This window comes from Proteus sp. FZP2095, from assembly GCF_023701425.1.
In the GTDB taxonomy this organism is placed as follows: Bacteria; Pseudomonadota; Gammaproteobacteria; order Enterobacterales; family Enterobacteriaceae; genus Proteus; species Proteus cibarius.
The window spans coordinates 35,941-59,689 of sequence record NZ_JAMQBJ010000002.1; the positions used below are offsets into that span (position 1 = coordinate 35,941).

The window sequence follows — 23,749 nt, forward strand, 5'->3', positions numbered from 1 at the left end:
ACATGCATGAAATCACGCTTTGCCAGAGCGCATTTGAGATAATAGATTCTCAAGCTAAATTAAATAATGCAAAAAAAGTAAAAAGCGTATGGATGGAAATTGGCGCATTATCTTGTGTTGAAGTCAGCGCACTTGAATTTTGCTTTGATATTGTTTGTAGAGATACCCTTGCTCAAGGCTGTGAATTACATATTGAGGTTATCCCCGCAAAAGCATGGTGTTGGGATTGTCATCAAGTTGTTACTGTTTCAACTTTTAATGCTGGTTGCCCATCTTGTGGTAGCCAGAATATGCGCGTTGAAAATGACGATTCAATGAGAATAAAGCAAATAGAGATCGAATAGGGGTTGTTATGTGTCTTGGTATTCCAGGTCAAGTTGTTGAAGTTGGAAAAACAATCACTGAAAATGCGATGGTCGATGTTTGTGGCGTTAAACGAGAAGTGAATATTGCGCTAGTCTGCGAAGGTGAGCCTCATACGATGATTGGTAAATGGGTGCTGGTGCATGTTGGTTTTGCCATGAGTATCGTCAATGAAGAAGAAGCAAAAGAGACTCTGGATGCTTTGATGGCAATGGGCGAAGTGGAAGACGATGTTTCTGCTTTTCTTTATGGTGAAGAGGGTGCACCGAAGAAAAACTGAGTTAGTTTTGTACTATTGCACGATTAATTTCTTTTTCTTATACTTAACCTTCATCTTTCGAAAGCTGGGACGACCCAGCTTTTTGTCTTTGTATTCAGGGGACGGCCCCAACTTATCGAGTAGGGGAAGTTATGTCTTGGATTATCCTTTTTATCGCGGGTTTATTAGAGATCGTTTGGGCTGTCGGCCTTAAGTACACACACGGTTTTACGCGTCTAACACCAAGTATTATTACCATTAGTGCTATGGTTGTTAGCATGGGAATGTTGTCTTATGCCATGAAAGGCTTGCCTGCGGGTACGGCTTACGCAATTTGGACCGGTATTGGTGCAGTGGGTACCGCGATCTTTGGTATTTTGGTTTTTGGTGAGTCTGCAAATATCTATCGTTTACTCAGTTTAGCTATGATTATTTTCGGTATTATTGGGCTGAAATTAGCGAGTTGATTATCATCAGTTTTCCATAAAAAAGCCACTCAATTGAGTGGCTTTTTATCTTACGTATTAATCAATTACAGTGTAAATACACCAATGATAGCGATAACGCTGATAATTGCTGCACCACCATAAAATACCCATTTGCTTGCAGGTACATGCACTTTAAAATCGTGCAAGGTATGGTGAATACGGTGTAATGCACACCAAACTGGCAGAATAATCATTAGCAGTAAGAACAGACGACCAATGATGCTTTGGCTAAATGCCATAATACGTTCGTAAGTAAATGCTTCTGGCGCAATACCCATAGGGATTAGGATACCGAGCAGGATGATGATTGCTGGAGAAACAATCGCACTCCACATACCACCTGCACCAAATAATCCCCAGAAAATAGGTTCATCAGAGCGCTTAGGAAGTTGATTCTGATTCATTATTTCCTCCTGGGTTACATTAACGCCACTGCCAGAATAACGGCAGTAACAACAATAGTGACACCCCAGAAACCACGCACAATAGGTTCTTGCGGCATTTTTTCATCTTTAACAACGATAACCACAGCTTTTGGTGCAAGTTTGAACCAAGTGGCAGTGTGGAAGATGGTTGCAATCAGAGTCACAATATTAATCAGCATTACAATTGGGTTGCTCAGGAATCCAACGAAACCTGCCCAACTTTCTGGTCCATTTTTCAGTGCGAATACACCAAACAGTACAACCAGACTGAACCAAAGTTGTGGAAGACAAGTCCCTTCACGGGTGATATAGAAACGATAGAATCCAAGTTTCGTCCACCAGTTTGGTTGCATGCCACGAACATAAGGCTTACGTTTTGTTGTCATGTCTTGTTTCCTCCTTAACGTGGTTTCAGCATCGCAATAACAAAGTCTTGCGCGCTGGCTGCTTTACCTTGCTGAATAGCGGCAGCAGGATCCACATGTTTTGGACAGACTTCAGAACAGTAGCCAACAAAGGTACAAGACCAGACACCGTTCTCACCATTTAACTGAGGCATACGCTCTTTTGCCCCATGGTCGCGACTATCTGTGTTGTAACGTTGAGCTAATGTAATCGCTGCTGGGCCAATAAACTCTGGGTTTAGACCAAACTGCGGACATGCTGCATAGCAAAGACCACAGTTGATACAACCAGAGAATTGGTGATATTTCGCCATTTGAGCAGGAGTCTGTTTATTCGTCCCTTCTGAAGGCTTACGATCATTACCGATGATATAAGGTTTAATCGCTTCTAAGCTTTCAATAAAGTGAGTCATATCGACAACAAGGTCACGCTCAACTGGGAAGTTACCCAATGCTTCAACTCTTACACCGTCTGGATATTCACGAATAAACGTTTTACAAGCTAATTTAGGCACTTTGTTGACCATCATGCCGCAAGAGCCACAAATCGCCATACGGCAAGACCAACGGTAAGAAAGATCAGGCGCTAAATTGTCTTTAATATAACCCAATGCGTCCAGTAATGAGGTTTGCTCATCATAAGGAACATCATAAGTGACGAAATGAGGCGCTTCGTCCGTTTCTGGGTTATAGCGCATGACTTCCATTTTAATGTGCTTCATGTCATCAGCCATTCGCTTTCTCCTTATTCTGCTTGTCCTGTGCAGTCGCTTCACCACCATAGACACGTTTAGCAGGAGCAGATTTCGTGATCTTCACATCGCTATATTCTAAACGAGGGGCACCTTCTGGGTTATAGAACGCCAGAGTGTGTTTTAGGAAGTTCTCGTCATCACGCTCAGTACAACCTTCGTCAAGACGTTGGTGTGCACCACGAGACTCTTTACGATTGATTGCGGAATGAGCCATACATTCAGCGACATCTAAACCAAAGCCAAGCTCAATTTTGTACAGTAAATCTGTATTAAAGACGCTACTGGTGTCTTTAATTTCAACGCGTTTGAAACGTTCTTTTAATTCAGCCAGTTTATCAACAGTTTTTTGCATTAATTCAGGTGTACGATAGATACCGCAACCTTCTTCCATTGATTCGCCCATTTCATCGCGAATTTGTGACCAGCTTTCAGAACCTTTTTGGTTCATCAGTTTTTTCAGGCCATCTTCGATATCACGAGTACGAGCATCTAATGCTGATGCGTTAGCTGGTGTTGCTTCTTGAACACAACGAACCGCTTCTTCACCTGCAAGACGACCGAATACAACCAGTTCTGCCAGTGAGTTAGAACCTAAACGGTTAGCGCCGTGTAAGCCAACAGATGAACATTCACCTACCGCAAATAGACCTTTAATACGGGTCTCAGTTTGTTGGTTAGTTTCGATACCACCCATAGTGTAGTGAGCAGTAGGACGTACAGGGATTGGTTCATTAACTGGGTCAACACCCACATACGCTTTTGCCAGTTCACAAATAAATGGCAGACGTTCATGAAGTTTTTTCGCACCCAGATGACGTAAGTCAAGATGAACAACATCACCACGGTGAGTTTTGATGGTACGGCCTGCGCGCCACTCATGCCAGAAAGCTTGAGAAACTTTATCGCGAGGGCCTAATTCCATGTATTTATTTTCTGGTTTACCTAATGGGGTTTCTGGTCCTAGGCCGTAATCTTGCAGATAACGATAGCCATCTTTATTGACCAGAATACCACCTTCACCACGACAACCTTCGGTCATCAGGATACCTGAACCTGGTAGGCCAGTTGGGTGATATTGAACAAATTCCATATCACGCAGTGGAACGCCATGACGTAAAGCGATACCCATACCATCACCAGTAACAATACCGCCATTGGTATTGAAACGATAAACACGGCCTGCACCACCTGTTGCCATAATGACAGCATTAGCACGAATTTGAACTTTCGTACCTTCCATCATATTAATCGCAACAAGACCACGAGCGTGACCTTCATCAACAAGAATATCGAGAACAAAGTGTTCGTCGAAACGTTGAATTTGTGGATATTTTAAGGATGTTTGGAATAGGGTGTGTAGCATATGGAAGCCGGTTTTATCGGCTGCGAACCAGGTCCGTTCGATCTTCATCCCACCAAAACGTCGGACGTTGACTGACCCGTCTTCTTTACGGCTCCAAGGACAGCCCCAGAGTTCTAGTTGAGTCATCTCTGTTGGACAATGCTCAACGAAGTAATCTACGACATCCTGTTCACACAACCAGTCACCGCCTGAAACGGTATCATTGAAGTGGAAATCATAGGAGTCGTGAGCCTGAGTCACTGCTGCTGATCCGCCTTCTGCTGCCACTGTGTGGCTACGCATTGGGTAAACTTTTGAGATCAGAGCAATTTTCAGTTGAGGATTCGCTTCCGCTGCAGCTATTGCTGCTCGTAAGCCTGCGCCCCCGGCTCCGATTATCGCTATATCGGCATTAAAGGTTTGCACTGCGCTTCTCCATTGTTCAAGTGAAAATTGGAATAATTGTCTAGAATTCAATTCACTGACATTATTAATTTGTAATGCTATTTTTTTAAGCTATCCGTAACGAAATTGTTTCACTGCCTTGTGACTGCGCTTGATAACATCTTTATTATCATTGACTGTAATTTTAGTATAACGAAATGTAGGGCTCCGAAATTTGATATGAATGATGGTTTTCCCGTATTTCGCAAAAAAAGTGTGATCCACGCCAAGAATTCTGGGTTTTGATAATAAGCTACCAGAGAAACTTGAAGTTCAAATAAAATATATTTTTCTAAATTGAAAATTATAAATAGTAATGAATAGCCTGCTTTGAAAGTATAGATAACTTTAATTGAAAATGACAATGGTTTTTTATAACTTATTGATTTAAATGTGTAAATGTTTTTATGGTTCTTAAGTCTAATTTAAATTAATAAAAACAGATTCAAAAATTTAAAATAAATTTTTTACTATTTATCTAAAACAAATCGGTTTGTCTTGTTAATTGTTAATAAAATATTAATAATATTTCTAAAGGTTTTTAATACTAATCAAAATACGTAGATTTAAATAGAAAGTTAACATTGAAGTTTAGATGAGTTTGACTATTTAAATATAAGCACAGTGTTAGTTTATTGTTATTTTTAATTGAGAAAAAGAATTATTCTAATTAACTTCTATTATAAAAATAGTGAAAAATCACTGAGTTTCTTACTCTGAATTGATGTTTATTTAAACGATAAAAAGTGCCAAAAAGTAGATGTTTTGTAGAATTACATTTATTTGTCTTATGTGTTTTTACTTAAAAAATAAAAAGATTAGTGAAAAAATATAAAATGAAACCTCTCTTTATTAGCAGAAATTTGTCTGTTGGAGAGGATGCGAGTAAACTGCACGCTTTGTTTTCTGTTGGAGTTTTTCGTTCATGAGTGAAATCGCGGATTGGCAGCCAAGCGCCTCAATCGCCAACTTGCTAAAAAAGGCGAAAATAGTCAGTAATATTAGGCGTTTTTTCGCTGATCGTGGTGTGTTAGAAGTTGAAACACCTATGATGAGTCAGGCTACCGTTACCGATGTTCATCTTTGCCCATTTGAAACCCAATTTGTGGGGCCAGGCGCTTCTCAAGGGCTGAAACTTTATTTGATGACAAGCCCTGAATACCACATGAAGCGTTTATTAGCTGCAAACAGTGGGCCGATTTATCAAATGGGGCGTTGCTTCCGTAATGAGGAAGCCGGTAGATATCATAATCCGGAATTTACGATGCTAGAGTGGTATCGCCCTTGTTTTGATATGTACCGGTTGATGAATGAAGTCGATGATTTACTGCAAGAAGTCTTAGATTGTGAAACATCAGAGTCACTCTCTTATCAACAAGCATTCTTGCGTTATCTCGATATCGACCCTTTATCTGTTGATAAAGAAAAATTACGTGAAGTGGCTGCAAAACTGGATTTATCAAATATTGCAGATACTGAAGAAGATAAAGATACGCTACTTCAATTGCTATTTGTTTCTGGGGTTGAACCTCATATCGGTTTAGAAAAGCCAACCTTTATCTATCATTTCCCTGCGTCACAAGCCTCATTAGCTGAAATTAGCTCTGAAGATCATCGTGTAGCGGAGCGTTTTGAAGTCTATTTTAAAGGTGTTGAATTAGCGAATGGATTTCGTGAGTTGACGGATGCTCAAGAGCAACGCCATCGTTTTGAACGTGATAATCGTCAGCGAGTGGCAATGGGATTACCAGAACAACCTATTGATGAGCGCTTTTTAGCTGCACTTGAAGCTGGATTACCAGAGTGTTCTGGTGTGGCTTTAGGCGTTGATCGTCTCATTATGTTGGCGCTTGGTTTAGAGCATATTAGCGATATCATTGCCTTTCCTGTTTACAGAGCATAAGTTCATCTATCGATGAGAATTAAAAAAGAGAGCCTAGGCTCTCTTTTATTTTTTTGATTTTCGGTTTTGCCTTCGCTTTTCTTCTGCTTCAAGCGCTTTTTCTTGGAACTTCGCAAATTTATTCCCTGCTACGTCTTTCATATAGCGATAATTAATAAACCAATACGTAATACATGAAAATAAAATAACCCACCAAATTAAGAGTAGTTTTAATGCTGAGTTAACACCGAGTATTAAATTAAAACTAATCAAGACCATTAAGCTAACAAATACCGAGCTAAATAACCCACCTGCAATTTGTGGCATATATTTTTTTAAAGGAGTAATACTCATTAATGGCAAAATAATCACCATTGAAAATAACGTACCAAAAGTGGCAAGCATAATAATCATGATGGGATCACCAAGATCTAATATCCAATCGGTGATACCAAAAAATGAAAAAGGAATTTCTATCATGAAGTTGCCTCCCTACTAGGGTAGAAAAGAGGGATATCTTTAAAATTAAAAATTAATTTAAACAATACATTAGGGAAAATATGTATTTCAGTATTATAGAGTGTGACGGATTGATTAAAAAACTCACGTCTATCTGCAATACACTCTTCTAACTCTTTAGCTTGTGCTTGTAATACGTGCAAATTTTTTCCGCTGATAAGTTCAGGGTATTTTTCAGCAATGATGAGTGATTTTTTTATTTGCGGCAATAACTGATTAGCTAAATCAACTTTTTGGTCTAATACATCTGTGCGTAAATAGTGATTTCTATTTTCAGCTAATTTTTCAAATAAGGATTTCTCATGATCCATTGCTTTTTGTGTGATCACTATCAGCATGGGGATCAAGTCGGCTTGTTTTTTTAATAAAACATCAATATTTGCAAAGGCTTTATAGCAATTGTTCTTTAGCATCACCATGTTGTTATAAATTATCACTAATTGGCGTATTAAAAAATAAACCAAAGCGAGAATAAAAATGATGAAAATAAGCCATTCCATATTAATCATTACCAAGATGAAGAGGTGCTATTAAAATAAAGTGTTAGGATGCCGTTTTGGTAATCCATTGGTATCACTAGAATGGATAAGATAACAAAAAGAGCAATAATAACGATGATGGCCGAGTTACGACGAAAAGGGCGCGCTTTGTTCCAACGAACAACATAATCTTGTGGTGATAAACCTAATAGATAGTGAGGAGCATTGTGTGTGATAACAATTTCATCATTGATAGGTTCTGCATTACCTATCAATAAATAAGTGGTATCAGCTTCTAAGATGTACTCCTTAAAACGTTTATTGTTATATTCCAGATCTTGGTGAGGATCGATGCCAAGGTGAACTAAAGGTTTGTCAGCTGCAAGAATTTGAACTGAGCCGGTATCATCAGTCATAGTGAAATTGTTGATCTTTTTGTCACAGAGTGTTTGGCGATAACTTTTCTTACCTTCTTTATCTGTGGATATGTCATATTCATAATAGCAGTAGCCATAACACTCTTTTTTACCTAGGCGACTTGTTAGTTTTTTACCCGCAGTTATCTTGCCTTCAATTTCAACAAGCCCAATGGCTAAAGAGCGAATTTTAGATGTTGCTAGAATTTTTTGAAAACGTAAAAAACGCTTTTCAGGTGTTTTTTTGGCAATTTGATAAACGAACATTAAAACGAAACTTAAAAAGAACAATCTATGGTCAATAAAAAAGCCAAAGCTTAAAAAGAGCAGTAACAGGCTAATAAATACGGTGTTAATCAGTGCTGAAAATTTAGACTCACCTTCCATTTGTAATTGATGATAATTTTTTATCGCCTTTTCACCAATATTTCCAATATGATTTGAAATACCATAGGAAAATATCAAAATGACAGCGAATGCAATACAGGAGATAAGATTGACAACAGAGTCTTCACCACTAGGATAAAGGCCATTTCCTCGCGAAAAAAACAGATAATTTCCAGCAGCAAAAGAGATCCCTAAAAAGGGAATAATACCCAAATTGTTCTTCTTTTTTTGAGTGCGTTTACTGCGTAAGAAATAGATTAATGCACCGATAGCACAGCCGATAAAAAAATAAATTAGCACTGCAATTTATCCTTAATGCGGTTATTTAACTAATTGTTGTTTAATTTATTATTATTTAAATTTGATACCTTCAAATTTCATTTCTTCTTTTGGTATTTCGAGTAATTGCATACGCTCAAAGCGGAAAAGGCCAGCAATTAAGCTATCAGGAAACATCTCTATTGCGGTGTTGTAGTGAGTTGTTGCATCATTAAAACCTTCACGACGTTGAGCAATTTTATTCTCTACGTCACTAACACCAGTTTGAAGTAATGCGAGTTGTTCACCTGAAATTAACGTCGGATAATTTTCAGCAAGGGCAATCATGCCTCGTAGCGCTGTATTCATCTCATTTGTTGCGCTGATTTTTTCATTAATATTTTGCGCTTTAAAATAGCGTTGTCTTGCGTCACTTAATGCAATAAATACACTTTTTTCGTGCTCCATTGCTTTTTCAGCTACCGCCATTAATTGAGGAATTTGGTCGGCTCTTTGTTTTAAAATAACGTCAATATTCGCAAACTGATTACTTACTTGATTGCGTGTCGCAATAAGACGGTTGTAAATTGAAATTCCCCAACCAATAAAAAGAACGATAAGAATAAGTAAAATAATAGCCATTATTGTCATAGTGATCCCTTCCTCTAAATATTTAATAAATAATGATAGCTAAATTAAAAAGTGATTATGATTTTTTAATTAAATTATTAGAGTAAGTTAGAGAAAGATGAAGAAATATACAATCAGAAAGGGCGCAAATCTTACAAGAAAGAGTATCTACTTGTCATACTTCAAGTTATAGCATTGTTGACTGTATCACTAGCACTAGCCACATACTCATGTATGTGGCTAGTGTTTCATTTATTTGTAGCCTAGCTACACCTTGAATTATTTAGCTTGTTTTTGTAAGAACTTAACCCCTAAATCAGGGAAGTCTGTAAAGACACCTTCAGCACCCGCTTGGTTATAAATGATGTCGTAAAGTTGATCACCGTCTTTGGCGTATTTAGGAAGTTTATCAATACGAACAGTAAACGGATGAATGGTTAGTTTATTCGCGTGAGCATCTGCTGCCATACCCGTTAAGGTAATTTTTTCTGGCGTTGAATCTGTTTCAACTAACATATGATAATCAGGGCCAATAGCATCAGCATAAGTTGCAATTTCTTTCATTGCACCCGGCTTAAACATCCACTCATAGCTGTAGTTTGTCCATGTACCGTCAGGCTGTTTTTCATACGTCTCATTCCAGTCGGTATAAGCAATTAGCTGAACAAGTTTTAGATCCATGCCCATTTTTGGCATCAATTCTGTTTTGATGCGTTTTAGGTCGTTAGCATCGAATGATTGTAGATAAACATTGTCGGTTTTTTTCGTATAACCGTACTGTTTAAGCACTTCCAGTACTTTAGTGGTAATGTCTTTACCTTCTTGTTCATGGAACCAAGGTGCTTTGATTTCAGGATAAATACCAATATCTTGACCTGTTGATTTGTTTAGACCTTGGATAAATTCAATTTCTTCTTGGAAAGTATGTACACGGAAATCCGACTTACCCATAGGGAAACGGTTTGGATAACTTTGGACTTTTTTACCATCAACAATGTCAAAACCTTCGGTAAATTTCAGTCCCTTAATTTCTTCAAGGGTAAAGTCGATAGCATAGTAACGGCCATCTTTTCTTGCTCTATCAGGATAACGATCAGCCACATCTGTTACACGATCAAGATAGTGGTCATGTAAAACAACTAATTCGTTGTCTTTGGTCATCACCAAGTCTTGCTCTAGATAATCTGCACCTTGGGCATAAGCTAATGCTTTGGCAGGAAGCGTATGTTCAGGCAAATAACCACTTGCACCACGGTGAGCGATAACGACCTTATCACTTGCCGCTTGTGCGATTGCACTTAAAGATAGAGTTAAAAGAACGCCTGCAACTAACGGTTTTATTCTAAAAGATGTACTCATAAAGCTGCTCCATTTTAATTCTACGTACAATAAAGTTATGTACAGTTGGCAATAAAAAAGCCACATCAAAACAGTTGATGTGGCTTGGTTTTTAGAGATGAGATTTAACTAATTTCATAAATAATCAGTTAACGATTATTCGTACTTCTGAAGCATTTCACGTTTGTGTTTGGTTTCAGTAATCATCACGATAAGTAATAATACAACAGACAGTGCGCTACCGCCGATCATGACCATAAAGCCACCATCCCAGCCGAAGTAGTCAACTGTGTAACCTACGATAGCACTCGCCGCAACAGAACCACCTAAGTAACCGAATAAACCGGTAAAGCCTGCTGCTGTACCTGCTGCTTTTTTCGGTGCAAGCTCAAGAGCATGCAGACCAATCAACATAACAGGACCGTAGATTAAGAAACCGATGATTAACATACACGCCATATCAACATTCGGGTTACCCGCTGGGTTCATCCAGAATACGATAGTTGCGATAGTCACTAAGGTCATGAAGAACACGCCAGTTGCACCACGGTTACCTTTGAACACTTTATCCGACATCCAACCACACAGTAGTGTGCCCGGAATACCTGCGTATTCGTATAAGAAGTAAGCCCATGATGATTTATCCATTGCGAAGTGTTTTACTTCACGCAGATAAGTTGGTGACCAGTCCAGCACGCCGTAGCGTAGTAAGTAAACGAACACGTTCGCAATTGCAATCATCCACAGAAGTTTGTTAGGGAACACATACTTCATAAAGATTTCTTTTGCAGTCAGTTCTTGTTCGTCAGTTTCTTTATAATCAGGTGGGTAGTCGTTTTTGTACTCTTCGATTGAAGGTAAACCACAAGATTGAGGGGTATCGCGCATTAATGCGAATGCAATCATAGCAACTAAGATTGCTGCAAATGCAGGCATGTATAACGCTGCTTTCCAGTCGTTAAACCACGCCATACCTAATAAGAACAGTAATGGAGGTAAACCACCGCCGACGTTATGCGCACAGTTCCAGATAGAAACGATACCGCCACGTTCTTTCTGTGACCACCAGTGAACCATGGTACGTCCACAAGGAGGCCAACCCATACCCTGGAACCAACCACAAAGGAACAACAGAACGAACATAATCATAATGCTCGAAGTTGCCCATGGCACAAAGCCCATAACTAACATCACTAAAGATGCTAAAATAAGACCTGCAGGTAAGAAATAACGTGGGTTAGCGCGGTCAGAGAACGATCCCATAATAAACTTAGAGAAACCATAAGCAATAGAGATCCCTGATAACGCAAAACCTAGGTCCCCTTTTGAGAATCCCTCTTCTACAAGATAAGGCATTGCTAACGCAAAGTTTTTTCTTACTAAATAATAAGCAGCGTAGCCGAAGAAAATCCCCATAAAGATCTGCCAACGTAGACGACGATAGACGGGATCTATCTGCTCTTTTGGCAAACGCGCTTTATGTGGCGCAGGTCTAAACAGACTTAACATATTAGCCTCCGATGGCTTTTATTTTAATATGTTGATATTAAATAATGACAAAACGAACAGTGAAGTTATCAAAAAATTTTCTTTAACGAACTTAATAGTAAACTTATACAATCAAATTTACTGTGAGGTATTACTCAGTTGTCGAATAATTTTTCAAGATGTGCAATTTTGAGTGATATGTTAACTTTATCAAATACTTTTTGTTAAATAATTTGTGATTGGTGTCACATATGTGGTTTTAATCTTTCACTCGTGAGCGTTTCTCTTTCGTTTTTGCTCATTATCAAACATTAACCACATTTTTTGTGTATCTTATACACTATAATTAACGCTAAAGAATAAATAAGCGTTTGCTGAATGTAATGTGAGAGGGCATCTCTATGATGAGCGGTTCACCAGTGACAGAAACTGATGTCATTATTATTGGCGGGGGAGCAACTGGTGCGGGCATGGCAAGAGACTGTGCACGCCGTGGATTACGTTGCGTCCTGCTAGAAAGACATGATATTGCAACCGGTGCAACCGGTCGAAATCATGGATTGTTACACAGTGGTGCGCGTTATGCAGTAACAGACCCAGAGTCAGCGCGTGAGTGTATTGAAGAAAACATGATTTTAAAACGGGTCGCTCGTCATTGTGTTGAAAAAACGGATGGCCTTTTTATTACCCTTCCTGAAGATTCTTTAGAGTTTCAACAGACCTTTATTCAATCTTGCCAAGCTGCAGGGATTGATGCTCAAGCGATTTCACCCGAAGAAGCTATTCGCTTAGAGCCTTCTGTTAACCCTAATTTAATCGGTGCGGTTAAAGTTCCTGATGGCACAGTTGATCCTTTCCGTTTAACGGCCGCAAATATGTTAGATGCCCGCGAACATGGCGCTCAAGTACTGACTTATCATGAAGTCGTTGGACTTATTCGTGAAGGTGACCGTGTTAAAGGCGTGAAAGTTTACGATCATCAAGCGAAAAAAATGTATGAAATTCGTGCGCAAATAGTGGCGAATGCTGGGGGGATTTGGGGACAAAAAATCGCTGAGTATGGCGAGTTAAAAGTTCGTATGTTCCCAGCCAAAGGTGCATTACTGATTTTAGGTCATCGTATTAACAATATGGTGATCAACCGTTGTCGTAAACCTGCGGATGCCGATATTTTAGTTCCTGGCGACACCATTTCATTGATTGGTACAACATCAACACGAGTACCTTACGATGAAATTGACAATATGTATGTCACTCCTGAAGAAGTCGATATTCTTATCCGTGAAGGTTCAATGTTAGCGCCAAAACTGGCTCAAACTCGAATTTTACGTGCTTATGCAGGTGTGCGTCCTTTAGTGGCAAGTGATGATGATCCATCTGGTCGTAATGTGAGTCGGGGTATTGTTTTACTCGACCATGCGCAACGTGATGGATTAGAAGGCTTCATTACTATTACTGGCGGTAAATTAATGACTTACCGTTTAATGGCTGAATGGGCAACAGATAAAATCTGCGAAAAATTAAATGTTTCTGCAAAATGTACCACAGCAGAAGAAGCCTTACCGGGCTCTCGTCAGTCAGCAGAACAAGCATTACGTAGCGTCGTTTCATTACCTGCGCCAATTCGTGGTTCTGCAGTTTATCGTCATGGTGATTTAGCTAATAAATTATTGAGCAATGAGCGTAGCGATAAGAGTTTAGTTTGTGAATGTGAAGCTGTTACTGCGGGGGAAGTTCGATATGCAGTTAACTCTTTAACAGTCAACAATTTACTTGATTTACGTCGCCGTACTCGTGTGGGTATGGGAACATGCCAAGGTGAACTTTGTGCTTGTCGTGCAGCGGGTTTATTAAACCGTTTACAAGTTACTACTCCTCACGAGTCAGAACAACAGCTTGCTCATTTCTTAAATGAGCGTTGGAAAGGTATTCGACCAATCGCTTGGGGTAATGCATTACGTGAAAGTGAATTCACCAGTTGGGTTTACCAAGGTTTATGTGGTTTAGATGCTGATATGATTGAAAAAACAGCTTCAGCGGAGGCAGATAATGAAATTTGACGTCATCATTATAGGTAGCGGACTTGCAGGTTTAACCGCAGGTATTCGTCTTGCTGAAGCCGGTAAGTCTTGCGCAATTATCAGCAATGGTCAAAGCGCACTACATTTTTCATCGGGTTCGTTGGATCTATTAACTCATCTTCCTGATGGTTCATTAGTGACTCAGCCGAAGAAAGCCTTAGCAACATTGGCTGAACTTGCCCCTAAACATCCTTATAGTCGTATGGGTGAAACGCAAGTTTCAACTTTAATTGAACAGGCTCAAGCATTACTGGAAAGTACAAAAGGCCTTGAGTATCAAGGTAGTGGCGATGAAAACCATTATCGTATTACACCTGTTGGGCGTTCACGTATGAGTTGGATGAGCCCAAAACGTGTACCCACTCATGGTGTTGACCAAGCACTGCCGTGGAAAAAATTGGCGGTTGTTGGAATTGAAGGCTTCTTAGATTTTCAGCCACAATTTGCAAGCAATACGCTGAATGAGCAAGGTGTTGAGTCTATTCCTTATCATATTCATTTACCGCTATTAGATAGATTGCGTGATAACCCAAGTGAATTTAGAGCAGTTAATATCGCTCGTTATTTAGATAAGCCTGAAAACACCAAAGCGTTAGCGGAAGAGCTGAAAAAACATATTGATGACAGTGTTGAAGCGATTATTTTACCTGCGTGTATCGGGTTGGATGCAGAAGAGCCTGTGACGCTACTTCAACAACTTGTGGGTAAACCTATCTGTTTATTACCAACATTGCCACCATCACTATTAGGTATTCGTTTACACCAAGCATTAAAACTGCGTTTCCAAAAAGCGGGCGGTTTAATTATGCCGGGTGACCGTGCAGAACAAGTTGATTTAATTGGTAATAAAGTTACAGGTATTCATACTCGAAACCATACTGATATTCCTATTCGTAGTGAACATGTTGTATTGGCAACAGGCAGTTTCTTCAATAATGGTTTAATTGCAGAGTTTGATCGTGTCTATGAACCTTTAATGGAGCTTGATTTGCTAGAGACATTACCACGCAATGAGTGGACACAAGTGAATGTCTTTGCAAAACAGCCTTATATGCGATTTGGTGTTGATACAGATAGTCAATTAAGACCGATGAAATATGGCGAAGTCTTAGAGAATGTTTACGCTGTAGGTGCTGTGTTAGGTGGGTTTGACCCTCTTAATGAAGGTTGTGGTGCGGGTGTTTCAATGATCAGCGCACTTTATGCAGCACAACAAATTTTACAGCACAATAATTCAGAACAGACCACATCTGCGGTTGTGGAGGCAGCACAATGAGTTTACATGATAACAGTTTTGAAGCGTGCATTAAGTGTACTGTTTGTACTACTTACTGCCCAGTTGCAAAAGTAAATCCACTTTATCCGGGCCCTAAACAAGCTGGCCCTGATGGTGAGCGTTTACGCCTAAAAGATCCGATGCTTTATGATGAAGCATTGAAATATTGCACTAACTGTAAGCGTTGTGAAGTTGCTTGTCCGTCAGATGTGAAGATTGGTGACATCATTTCGCGTGCGAAACTGAACTACAATACGAAAACACCAAAACTTCGTGATGCTATTTTAAGTCATACGGATTTAATGGGAACGTTATCAACGCCAATGGCGCCGATAGTAAATACTATTACAGGATTAAAACCTGTACGTAAGATCTTGGATAAAGCACTTAAAATCGACCATCGTCGCGAATTACCAAAATACTCTTTTGGTACATTTAGAACGTGGATGAAAAAACAAGTTGAAGAGCAAGCGCGTTTTAAAGATCAAGTTGCCTTCTTCCATGGTTGTTACGCTAACTATAACCACCCACAATTAGGGAAAGATTTAGTTAAAGTATTCAATAAAATGGAGATTGGTGTTCAGTTATTAAAACGCGAAAAATGCTGTGGTGTTGCATTAATAGCGAATGGTTTTGTTAAACAAGCCAAAAAACAAGCCGCAGTAAACCTTGAATCGCTGACAGAAAAAATTGTTGAAAATAATATTCCTGTCGTTGCAACATCATCAACCTGTACTTTCACTATTCGTGATGAGTATGAACATATTCTCGATGTTGATACATCAAAAGTACGTGAAAATATTGAATTAGCGACACGCTATATTTATCGTTTATTAGAAGAAGGTCGTGAATTACCACTGAAACATACTCCGTTAAAAGTGGTGTATCACACACCTTGTCATATGGAAAAAATGGGATGGACAGCATATTCCATTGATTTAATTAAACGTATCCCAGGTGTTGAGGTCATTGTTTTAGATTCTCAATGCTGTGGTATTGCCGGAACTTACGGTTTTAAATCTGAAAACTACGATGTTGCTCAAGGCATTGGAGCGGGCTTATTCCGTCAAATTGAAGAGAGTGGCTGTGATTTGGTAATTACAGACTGTGAAACCTGTAAATGGCAAATTGAGATGTCAACAACGAAAAAATGTGAACACCCCATTAGTTTATTGGCAAGAGCATTATAAGTATTGCCTATTAGATAATAAAAAAGTAATTGATTACTAAGATAACAAGCAGCTAGGGAATAAAAGAGGAAATTTTATTCCCTTTTTTTATTTTTAGTAAAAAAGAGATGAAATATAAGATAATAAGGAAATTAAATAACCTGACACTTTGGATCACTGGTTATTTAAATACTTTTATTTTTTAATGAGAAATATAGGTATTTTGATAAAGCCAAATATTTTGGACTTTTTTAAGTGTGATATTTTGCCCATCAGTCAGCGAAAGAGCTTGTCTTCCCGCCTCGTTAATAATTGGAATATCTAATGCATTAGCTAATACTGTGGTATTAGATAGAGGGTTCCCGTGACTTAATAAAATCCCTTTAATTTTGTTGGTATCAATAGCCATTAATGTTGAAGGATGAAGCTGTTTTGTTACTAAAATTGCGTTTGTATAAGGAGGATGCGTGATTGGAGGAGGAGCAGAAGTTAAATAACGTAGTAATCGAGATAAAATATCATCTAAATCACTTTCACGAGCACGCATATTATCATCATCCATTTGTGCGTAAGTATCTATTAAATCAATAAATGTCTGCTGTAAGGCGAATTCAGCATTACAGTGATGTTTGCTTATCATGCTACATACAGTCAGTTGTAATTCAGTATTTTCTAATAAGAAGCGATGACTAGAAAAAATATGAGCATATTGTTCTCCAATCTTGCGATACGCTTCTTCAGTTAACCAGTCTATATCCTTTTTGGATCGCTCAATCGCTTTTACGAGACGTTTTTGCTCTTCAAGTAATAAATGAGAGGATATTTTTTTACGAGGGATCACGAAACGATGATAAGGGTATAGCCAAACAGGTGCGGTGATAATTCTGACAGGTTCGTAATTTGTGTTTTTAGGATGAATATTAAAATTAGGAAGATTTTCGCCTAATTGCAGTTTTTTAATTGTAATGGTTTTATGTGCTGCTTTTTCTGCTTCTTCAAGTGAAGCGCCTAGCGCAATACTATTGGCGGCAGCCAAGGTGCCTTCAACAATCGGAGCTGAACTTAACGCAACATTTGTGGCAACGTTATGTTCAAGATTAGCGATGGCGAGTGCTGCGTTTTGTGCTGAATGATAAGTATCGAGTAAAACGAGTACACCTTGTTTGCTATAACACTTTTTAATTGCTGTGAGTATAGTTTCTGGTGGCACTTCATTAGCAAGATCAGAAGGTGTTTGGTAGTTGGTCGCAATGGCAATTTTTACTTGGCGATCTACAGTCTGATTAACGAGCTCTTTGATACCATTGGCGAGCGTAAGGCTCTTTGAAACTAATACGATACTGACCATAAAACACCCTTTTTTGTAAATGCAAACAGGGAGATAAATACTCCCCGTTTGCTCAGGCTTTAATAAAGCCATTCCCGTCCTAATTGGTCGGCAGTTAAAATTGCGGCATAAACCTTATCGGAATCAATATCAAATGGCATGTTGTAAATTGTCTCACCTTCAGCACAACTTAACTCAGCAACTGCCATGATTTTTTCATTTAATTCATCGCCTGTTGCATTGATACCCAACTCTTCTAAAGTGACAGGCAGCCCGACTAAAACACAGAAATCAAGGAACTCTTCTAACTCTTCTAATGGACTGTTTTCTAACACTAATTGGACTAATGTACCAAAGGCAACTTTTTCACCATGATACATGTTGTGACACTCTTCTAATGCCGTGAATCCATTATGGATGGCGTGGGCAGCCGCAAGACCCGCACTTTCAAAACCGATACCACTTAAGAAGGTATTAGCTTCAATAATATTTTCTACCGCAGTTGTACAAACACCACGGCTTACTGCAAGTTTTGCTTTATAACCATCTTCTAAAAGGGTGTTATAACAAAGTTCTGCTAGAGCTAGGGCTGCAAGTGTCGATTTACCCCCAGCCATGGTCTGTTTTTGGGCATGACTGCAAGCTCTTGCTTCGAAGTAGGTTGCTAAAGCATCCCCCATACCTGCTACTAATAAACGAGCTGGCGCCGAAGCGATGATATTAGTATCCATCACGACAACGTCAGGATTTGTTGGGTAGAAAAGATAACTATCAAATGCGCCTAATTCAGTATAAATCACAGAAAGTGCGCTTGTTGGTGCATCAGTAGAGGCAATGGTTGGGGAAATAACGACAGGAAGTTGGCATTTATAAGCAACAGCTTTGGCAGTATCAAGTGTCTTACCGCCACCAACGCCGATGATCACAAGAGAAGCTTGTGTTTTTGCAAGTTCAGACAGTCGATTGATTTCGTTGTGTGTGCATTCACCATTAAAAAGTTCGAAGTGCCCATTAACTTCATACTGAGACATACTATCTTTAACGGTACTACCGACAAGTTCCATAACAAATTTATCGGCAATAATCAGTGCTCTATCACCAAAAGGTTTCGCGTATTTACCAATATGATAGAGTGCGTCTGGCCCTTGAATATACTTAGCGGGGGATTGAATAACTTTTAACATAATAGACTCCTACTATTCGCAAAAGAGAGTAAAAAATCCTTATGGTGAGACTCGTCATCCCAACTGACATATAACAATATGGAGACGTTCTAAGAATACATTAACAGTTTAATGGATGAATAAAATAATTTATTGTAAATAATTAAGACTTTTTATATTAGCATGTGAAAAACATCCTAATAATGATATTTAAGCAATATTTCGTGAGTTATTTAACTAATCATGCTAATTAATTACTATGCGAAATATTTACGAAAAACAATAAATTATTCGAATCAGAATAAAGCTTCATAAAATTGGTTTATGAAGCTTTATTATTTGAATTATGATACTTATGTCATTATTTTTTTGCGAGGTGATCCAGATTATGAGCGAATTTCAGCATAATCTTGTTTTTGATTTTCTTGTGCGAAAAAGTGACGCAAAATAAAATTCAATAAGAGACCATATGCAGGTAAGAAGAACAGCATACAAATGGTTAATTTAAATACGTAGTCAACTAATGCAATTTCAACCCAATTCTCTGCCATAAATGCGTCAGTACTACGATAAAATGCAATAAAGAAGAATGCGAGAGTGTCGAGTAAATTACCGAAGAACATTGCTGCACTTGGCGCTACCCACCATTTTTGTTGTTGTCTTAAACGATTAAAGACAGACACATCCATGATTTGACCTAACACATAAGCCATAAAGCTTGCTGTCGCAATTCTTGCCACCATAATATTAAAATCAGCTAATGAGGCAAAACCCTGCCAACTACCTTGGAAGAAAAGCGTTGAGATCAGGTAAGAAATCGCTAATGCGGGTAGCATAACGGCGGTAATGATGCGTCTGGCAAGTGGTGCACCATAAATACGAACCGTTAAATCTGTTGCCAGAAAAATAAACGGAAAGGTAAAGGCGCCCCAAGTGGTATGGAAACCAAAAATGGAAATAGGTAACTGCACAAGATAATTACTAGAGGTAATTATCAGTATGTGGAACAAAGAAAGCCATAACAGTGCCACCGCTTTTTGGCAGGGAGTAAACGTATACATAAATTGTACCTTTTTAGTGATTGGGGTGAGGGAACCCAATAAAACAGTAATTTCTCTCTTAAATGAGAGGATGCGCATAATACGCCTGTTGCGCAACAAAAGCAAAGATTAGGAGGAATACCTTTGTGCTTAATGTGCCGTGATGTGAACACGAAAGCGAGATATAATAACGAAATCTGTCAGTGTAAGAAGAATGGTTAATAGAATGAATGCTCAATTTGATGATGCAACTAAGACATTAGATACGCTAGGACTACGTTGCCCTGAGCCTGTGATGTTAGTACGTAAAACCATAAGAAATATGGCGTTAGGTGAGACGTTATTAGTGATTGCTGATGATCCTGCCACAGTGCGTGATATTCCTGGCTTTTGCCGATTTATGGAACATGACTTATTAAATCAAGAGACGCAATCTGCACCTTATCGCTATCTTATCCGTAAAAAAGAGAGCAATCTGTAATTTATACTGTAAATATTGCTTATAATCGCGCTAAAAAATAACCCAAGCCCCATATACTGAGGTTTGGGTTTTGTTATTTTAGCGTGCTTACTCTTTGTTTGGGGTACTAATTTTTACTCTTAACAGTCTTACGGCATTGGCTGTTACCAGTGCTGTTGCCCCAGAGTCAGCAAGAACAGCAACCCAAAGCCCGGTAATTCCTAATAAGCTTGTTACTAAAAATATCGCTTTTAAACCAAGTGCTATCGTGATGTTTTCACGGATGATTTTACGTGTCGCACGAGATAATTTAATAATTTCAGGTAATCCAGTTAAACGGTTATGCGTTAATGCTGCATCAGCTGTTTCAAGTGCAACGTCTGTACCGCTTCCCATCGCGACACCAATGGTTGCTGCCTTCATTGCTGGTGCATCATTGATACCATCGCCCACCATCATTGTGTTATGCGTTTTACTGATCTCCATGACGGAAGTCACTTTATCTTCAGGTAGTAATCCTGCTCGGAAATCCATACCTAGTTTTTTAGCAATAGCCGCGGCTGCTCTTGGATTATCACCTGTTAGCATAACGGCATTGATGTTCATCTCTTTCAATAATTTCATTGATTCAACAGCATCATTGCGTAAGGTATCTTGCATAGCAATAACACCGATAAGCTGACTCTCTTTTAATACGACAACCACGGTTTTGCCTTCATCTTCAAGGCGTGCAACTTCTTGTTGCCACAGAGAAGAGAGTGATATGACTTCTGATAATTGAGAAGGTGCACTCACCAGAATATGTTGGCTATTTAAATAACCTTCAATTCCTTTACCTGCTAGCGCTTTACGATCTTCTGCTTCAACAACAAGTACGCCTTCATCTTGTGCTTTATTGATAATGGCTTTTGCTAATGGGTGATGAGAGCCAATTTCTACGGATGAAGCAAAAGTCAGTACTTCTTTTTCATTAAATCCGGTTTCAGCTACAACATCAGTAACTTGAGGTTTCCCTTCTGTTAATGTGCCTGTTTTATCTAATGCGATAGTATTAACAGTGCCTAATTGCTCTAATGCTGCGCCACCTTTGATAAGTGCTCCGCGTTTAGTTGCAGCAGCTAATGCTGAAGTGATGGCGGCTGGTGTTGAGATAACTAAAGCACAAGGACAACCAATCAGTAATAGGGTTAAACCGCGATAAATCCATGTTTCCCAAGGTTGTGAGAACAACAGTGGTGGAACAATGATAACCAGTGCAGAGAACAGCATAATCGCAGGCGTATAGTAACGACTAAAGCGATCAATAAAGCGTTCAATTGGGGCTCTACGCTCTTCAGCTTCTTCAATCAATTGCAAAATACGGTCGATAGCATTTTGCCCTTGTTCAGATACCACTTTCATCTGTACAGATCTATCGACAGATAAACAACCAGCAGCGACTTTTTCGCCCTGTAAACGCTCTACGGGTACGGATTCGCCTGTTAATGCACTTTCATCAAAGCTTGCAAACGCACTGACTAACTCTGCGTCTGTTGGCAAACGTGAACCCGGCGCTATCTCAATAATGTCGCCCGGACGTAATTGCGCAACAGGAACAGTTTGTTTTTTACCGTCTTTGACTAATGTTGCTTCTTCTGGCACTAACGCCATTAATGCGCTCACACCACGACGAGCACGTCCTGCAGCATAAGACTCCAGCATTTCACCAATCATAAACAGCAAAATAACCATTGCTGCTTCTTCGGTTGCATTAATAAATAGTGCACCAATTGCTGCGACACTCATCAAGGTTTCAATAGCAAACGGTGTACCACTGCGAATAAGTTGTAAGGACTTTTTCACAATGGGGAATAGACCAATTAAGGTTGTTGCAATAAAGGCTGCTCGACCTGCTTGGGGATCAATAACCTCGGCACCCCAGCTAATCGCCATCAAAAGCGCCAAAACAATCACAAATGAGCTCTCTTTCAAGAAACTCTGCTTCACCACTTTTTGGGATTGAGGCGATGAGAGATCAAAAAGCTCGAAACCGGCACTGTTAATGGCCGCAATGATATCAGCACGTAGATCACTATCAGCATCAACGACTAATTTTTCGGTGGCAAAAAGGACTTTTGCTTGTTTTACACCCGCAACTTTGAGTGCTGCTGTTTCAATTTTTTGAGCGCAACTTGGGCAATCCATACCTTGCACTTTCCAGCTAAAGCGCTGTTGTGCAATCTTTTCTGGCTCAATGTTAGAGACAGGGGCGTTGATATCACAGCTTCCATGAGTGTGGTTGTGCCCATCATGGTTATGGTCGTGATCATGTTCGTGGGAGTGTCCGTGGTGGTGCTCATCCTCGCATTCAGGATCACTTTTATCTATTTTGGTATGAGAATGCCCACTTTCAGTATGTGAGTGCGTACTATTCTCTGAGTGGCCTGAACAGCATTGAGAGCTTGAGCAACAAGCATCGGTATGTTTATGGTTATCGTGTTGATGAGCATGTTTAGTCATAACTGGCTCTCCTTGTTCAACAAAGTAAAGTCTAAATTTATCTATCTGATAAGTACTTTACAGCTTGGAGTAGAGTCCAGAGTCAAGATACCGAAGGCATATTCATTGGCAAAAAGTGCGAATTAGGTCAAAAAATTAACCCCTTGATTTAAATATTTAAAACAAGGGGCTGGATTTAAACTAAAGGAACAGTGCTCTGACAATAAAGAAATGCCCAATAAAATAACAGGCGCTGACAAGTCCTTTAGAAGCTGAAAATGAGAAGCGGAAGCGGTTGATTAGCCATATTGAGTAAGCAATCACTAACAATAATGAGCCAATCATCACTGATAAGTTGTAATCATTACTTAAGTAGAAGAATTTTTCGCCCGCAATCCAAAACATAGCAAATGCGGCTAGTAAAGTTAAAGAGGCTGGAATGGCTAATTTATCGAGCTTAGTCCAAACAATGGCTAAAATGATAATAAAAGCAAGAATAACGAATCCAAGTAAAGGGAGGTAGAATGAGAGCTGTAGTGGTAATAAAAAGCTTACCATATAGAGTACATAGCTTAGAAAAACCAAGGCAAGAGAAGGTAGTAAATACTTACCATCAAATATTCTTAAGATATCGGAAAGCAGTGTCGCTAATAACGCGCCGACAATAAGGTAGCTATTAATATTGTGTTCGGGAACTTGCCATGCCCAAAGTAATAAAAGAAGTAGTGTGATAGGACGGAATAACCATCGTTGCCAATTAGGGCCTCGATATGCAGCATCGATATAAAGCCATCCGGAGAATAATACGGCGAGAAAAGGCCAACTCATAATATCTTCCTTATATTCAGAACTGTTTTATTATTCATAACAGAAAGATT

General features: G+C 39.2%; 23 protein-coding genes. 8 read left to right on the forward strand and 15 right to left on the reverse strand.

The window, feature by feature from the left end; translation table 11 throughout:
* Nucleotides 1-2 precede the first annotated feature (2 nt).
* The 3 genes from hypA to sugE all read left to right on the forward strand — a co-directional run bounded on the left by hypA (nucleotide 3) and on the right by sugE (nucleotide 1,089).
* Nucleotides 3-344 (forward strand): hydrogenase maturation nickel metallochaperone HypA, encoded by a 342-nt coding sequence (hypA, locus tag NBG71_RS10450; RefSeq protein ID WP_075672946.1) that lies wholly within the window; start codon nucleotides 3-5, stop codon nucleotides 342-344.
* A gap of 8 nt (nucleotides 345-352) precedes the next feature.
* Nucleotides 353-643 (forward strand): hydrogenase maturation factor HybG, encoded by a 291-nt coding sequence (hybG, locus tag NBG71_RS10455; RefSeq protein ID WP_036933156.1) that lies wholly within the window; start codon nucleotides 353-355, stop codon nucleotides 641-643.
* 131 nt (nucleotides 644-774) lie between these two features.
* Entirely contained in the window at nucleotides 775-1,089 is a 315-nt protein-coding gene (gene sugE / locus NBG71_RS10460; RefSeq protein ID WP_069368216.1) for a quaternary ammonium compound efflux SMR transporter SugE, read from the forward strand.
* A 65-nt stretch (nucleotides 1,090-1,154) separates the two neighbouring features.
* Here sugE and frdD read toward each other — a convergent pair whose 3' ends face one another.
* From frdD to frdA, 4 genes are read right to left on the reverse strand one after another with little or no spacing between them, the layout of a single operon-like run.
* A complete protein-coding gene (gene frdD / locus NBG71_RS10465; RefSeq protein ID WP_006535438.1) occupies nucleotides 1,155-1,514 on the reverse strand; it encodes a fumarate reductase subunit FrdD in 360 nt (119 codons plus the stop codon).
* A 14-nt stretch (nucleotides 1,515-1,528) separates the two neighbouring features.
* Complete coding sequence (gene frdC / locus NBG71_RS10470) at nucleotides 1,529-1,921, reverse strand: fumarate reductase subunit FrdC (protein ID WP_075672947.1); 393 nt, start codon at nucleotides 1,919-1,921, stop codon at nucleotides 1,529-1,531.
* 14 nt (nucleotides 1,922-1,935) lie between these two features.
* Nucleotides 1,936-2,673: a succinate dehydrogenase/fumarate reductase iron-sulfur subunit gene (locus NBG71_RS10475; protein ID WP_075672948.1), complete on the reverse strand. Its 738-nt coding sequence runs from the start codon at nucleotides 2,671-2,673 to the stop codon at nucleotides 1,936-1,938.
* Nucleotides 2,666-4,462 carry a fumarate reductase (quinol) flavoprotein subunit gene (gene frdA / locus NBG71_RS10480; RefSeq protein ID WP_075672949.1) on the reverse strand — a complete coding sequence of 599 codons (1,797 nt, stop codon included), beginning with the start codon at nucleotides 4,460-4,462 and terminating at the stop codon, nucleotides 2,666-2,668. The genes NBG71_RS10475 and frdA overlap by 8 nt, the downstream gene beginning before the upstream one ends.
* A 943-nt stretch (nucleotides 4,463-5,405) precedes the next feature.
* On the opposite strand from frdA, the gene epmA reads away from it, so the two are divergent.
* On the forward strand, nucleotides 5,406-6,383 hold the full coding sequence (epmA, locus tag NBG71_RS10485; protein ID WP_098941260.1) for an elongation factor P--(R)-beta-lysine ligase: 978 nt from the start codon (nucleotides 5,406-5,408) through the stop codon (nucleotides 6,381-6,383).
* A 45-nt stretch (nucleotides 6,384-6,428) separates the two neighbouring features.
* On the opposite strand, the gene NBG71_RS10490 is transcribed toward epmA, so the two are convergent.
* From NBG71_RS10490 to glpT, 6 genes are all read right to left on the reverse strand, one after another.
* Nucleotides 6,429-6,842, reverse strand: a complete 414-nt coding sequence (locus NBG71_RS10490; protein ID WP_075672951.1) for a hypothetical protein — start codon at nucleotides 6,840-6,842, stop codon at nucleotides 6,429-6,431.
* A complete protein-coding gene (locus NBG71_RS10495) occupies nucleotides 6,839-7,381 on the reverse strand; it encodes a LemA family protein (RefSeq protein ID WP_099660035.1) in 543 nt (180 codons plus the stop codon). The genes NBG71_RS10490 and NBG71_RS10495 overlap by 4 nt, the downstream gene beginning before the upstream one ends.
* A gap of 8 nt (nucleotides 7,382-7,389) precedes the next feature.
* A complete protein-coding gene (locus tag NBG71_RS10500) occupies nucleotides 7,390-8,463 on the reverse strand; it encodes a hypothetical protein (RefSeq protein WP_156733009.1) in 1,074 nt (357 codons plus the stop codon).
* Between the two features lie 51 nt (nucleotides 8,464-8,514).
* Nucleotides 8,515-9,072 (reverse strand): LemA family protein, encoded by a 558-nt coding sequence (locus NBG71_RS10505; protein WP_075672954.1) that lies wholly within the window; start codon nucleotides 9,070-9,072, stop codon nucleotides 8,515-8,517.
* Between the two features lie 258 nt (nucleotides 9,073-9,330).
* Nucleotides 9,331-10,410 (reverse strand): glycerophosphodiester phosphodiesterase, encoded by a 1,080-nt coding sequence (gene glpQ, locus NBG71_RS10510; RefSeq protein ID WP_075672955.1) that lies wholly within the window; start codon nucleotides 10,408-10,410, stop codon nucleotides 9,331-9,333.
* A gap of 135 nt (nucleotides 10,411-10,545) precedes the next feature.
* A complete protein-coding gene (gene glpT / locus NBG71_RS10515) occupies nucleotides 10,546-11,898 on the reverse strand; it encodes a glycerol-3-phosphate transporter (RefSeq protein ID WP_099660034.1) in 1,353 nt (450 codons plus the stop codon).
* A gap of 380 nt (nucleotides 11,899-12,278) precedes the next feature.
* Here glpT and glpA point away from each other — a divergent pair, with 380 nt between their 5' ends.
* From glpA to glpC, 3 genes are read left to right on the forward strand one after another with little or no spacing between them, the layout of a single operon-like run.
* On the forward strand, nucleotides 12,279-13,937 hold the full coding sequence (glpA, locus tag NBG71_RS10520) for an anaerobic glycerol-3-phosphate dehydrogenase subunit A (protein WP_191901764.1): 1,659 nt from the start codon (nucleotides 12,279-12,281) through the stop codon (nucleotides 13,935-13,937).
* Complete coding sequence (gene glpB, locus NBG71_RS10525; protein WP_099660033.1) at nucleotides 13,927-15,234, forward strand: glycerol-3-phosphate dehydrogenase subunit GlpB; 1,308 nt, start codon at nucleotides 13,927-13,929, stop codon at nucleotides 15,232-15,234. Before glpA ends, glpB begins: the two co-directional genes overlap by 11 nt.
* A complete protein-coding gene (gene glpC / locus NBG71_RS10530) occupies nucleotides 15,231-16,424 on the forward strand; it encodes an anaerobic glycerol-3-phosphate dehydrogenase subunit GlpC (protein WP_023583709.1) in 1,194 nt (397 codons plus the stop codon). Before glpB ends, glpC begins: the two co-directional genes overlap by 4 nt.
* A gap of 181 nt (nucleotides 16,425-16,605) precedes the next feature.
* Here glpC and NBG71_RS10535 read toward each other — a convergent pair whose 3' ends face one another.
* From NBG71_RS10535 to NBG71_RS10545, 3 genes are all read right to left on the reverse strand, one after another.
* Nucleotides 16,606-17,823, reverse strand: a complete 1,218-nt coding sequence (locus tag NBG71_RS10535; protein ID WP_075672958.1) for a phosphoenolpyruvate-utilizing N-terminal domain-containing protein — start codon at nucleotides 17,821-17,823, stop codon at nucleotides 16,606-16,608.
* A complete protein-coding gene (locus NBG71_RS10540; protein WP_156733010.1) occupies nucleotides 17,811-18,914 on the reverse strand; it encodes a glycerol dehydrogenase in 1,104 nt (367 codons plus the stop codon). Before NBG71_RS10540 ends, NBG71_RS10535 begins: the two co-directional genes overlap by 13 nt.
* Nucleotides 18,915-19,279: 365 nt before the next feature.
* Nucleotides 19,280-19,954 (reverse strand): 7-cyano-7-deazaguanine/7-aminomethyl-7-deazaguanine transporter, encoded by a 675-nt coding sequence (locus tag NBG71_RS10545; protein ID WP_250916847.1) that lies wholly within the window; start codon nucleotides 19,952-19,954, stop codon nucleotides 19,280-19,282.
* A 205-nt stretch (nucleotides 19,955-20,159) separates the two neighbouring features.
* On the opposite strand from NBG71_RS10545, the gene tusA reads away from it, so the two are divergent.
* Complete coding sequence (gene tusA, locus NBG71_RS10550) at nucleotides 20,160-20,414, forward strand: sulfurtransferase TusA (protein WP_036933135.1); 255 nt, start codon at nucleotides 20,160-20,162, stop codon at nucleotides 20,412-20,414.
* A gap of 87 nt (nucleotides 20,415-20,501) precedes the next feature.
* On the opposite strand, the gene NBG71_RS10555 is transcribed toward tusA, so the two are convergent.
* Both NBG71_RS10555 and NBG71_RS10560 read right to left on the reverse strand, forming a co-directional pair.
* A complete protein-coding gene (locus NBG71_RS10555) occupies nucleotides 20,502-22,892 on the reverse strand; it encodes a zinc/cadmium/mercury/lead-transporting ATPase (RefSeq protein WP_075672961.1) in 2,391 nt (796 codons plus the stop codon).
* A 180-nt stretch (nucleotides 22,893-23,072) separates the two neighbouring features.
* Nucleotides 23,073-23,699: a lysoplasmalogenase gene (locus NBG71_RS10560; RefSeq protein WP_075672962.1), complete on the reverse strand. Its 627-nt coding sequence runs from the start codon at nucleotides 23,697-23,699 to the stop codon at nucleotides 23,073-23,075.
* Nucleotides 23,700-23,749 lie beyond the last annotated feature (50 nt).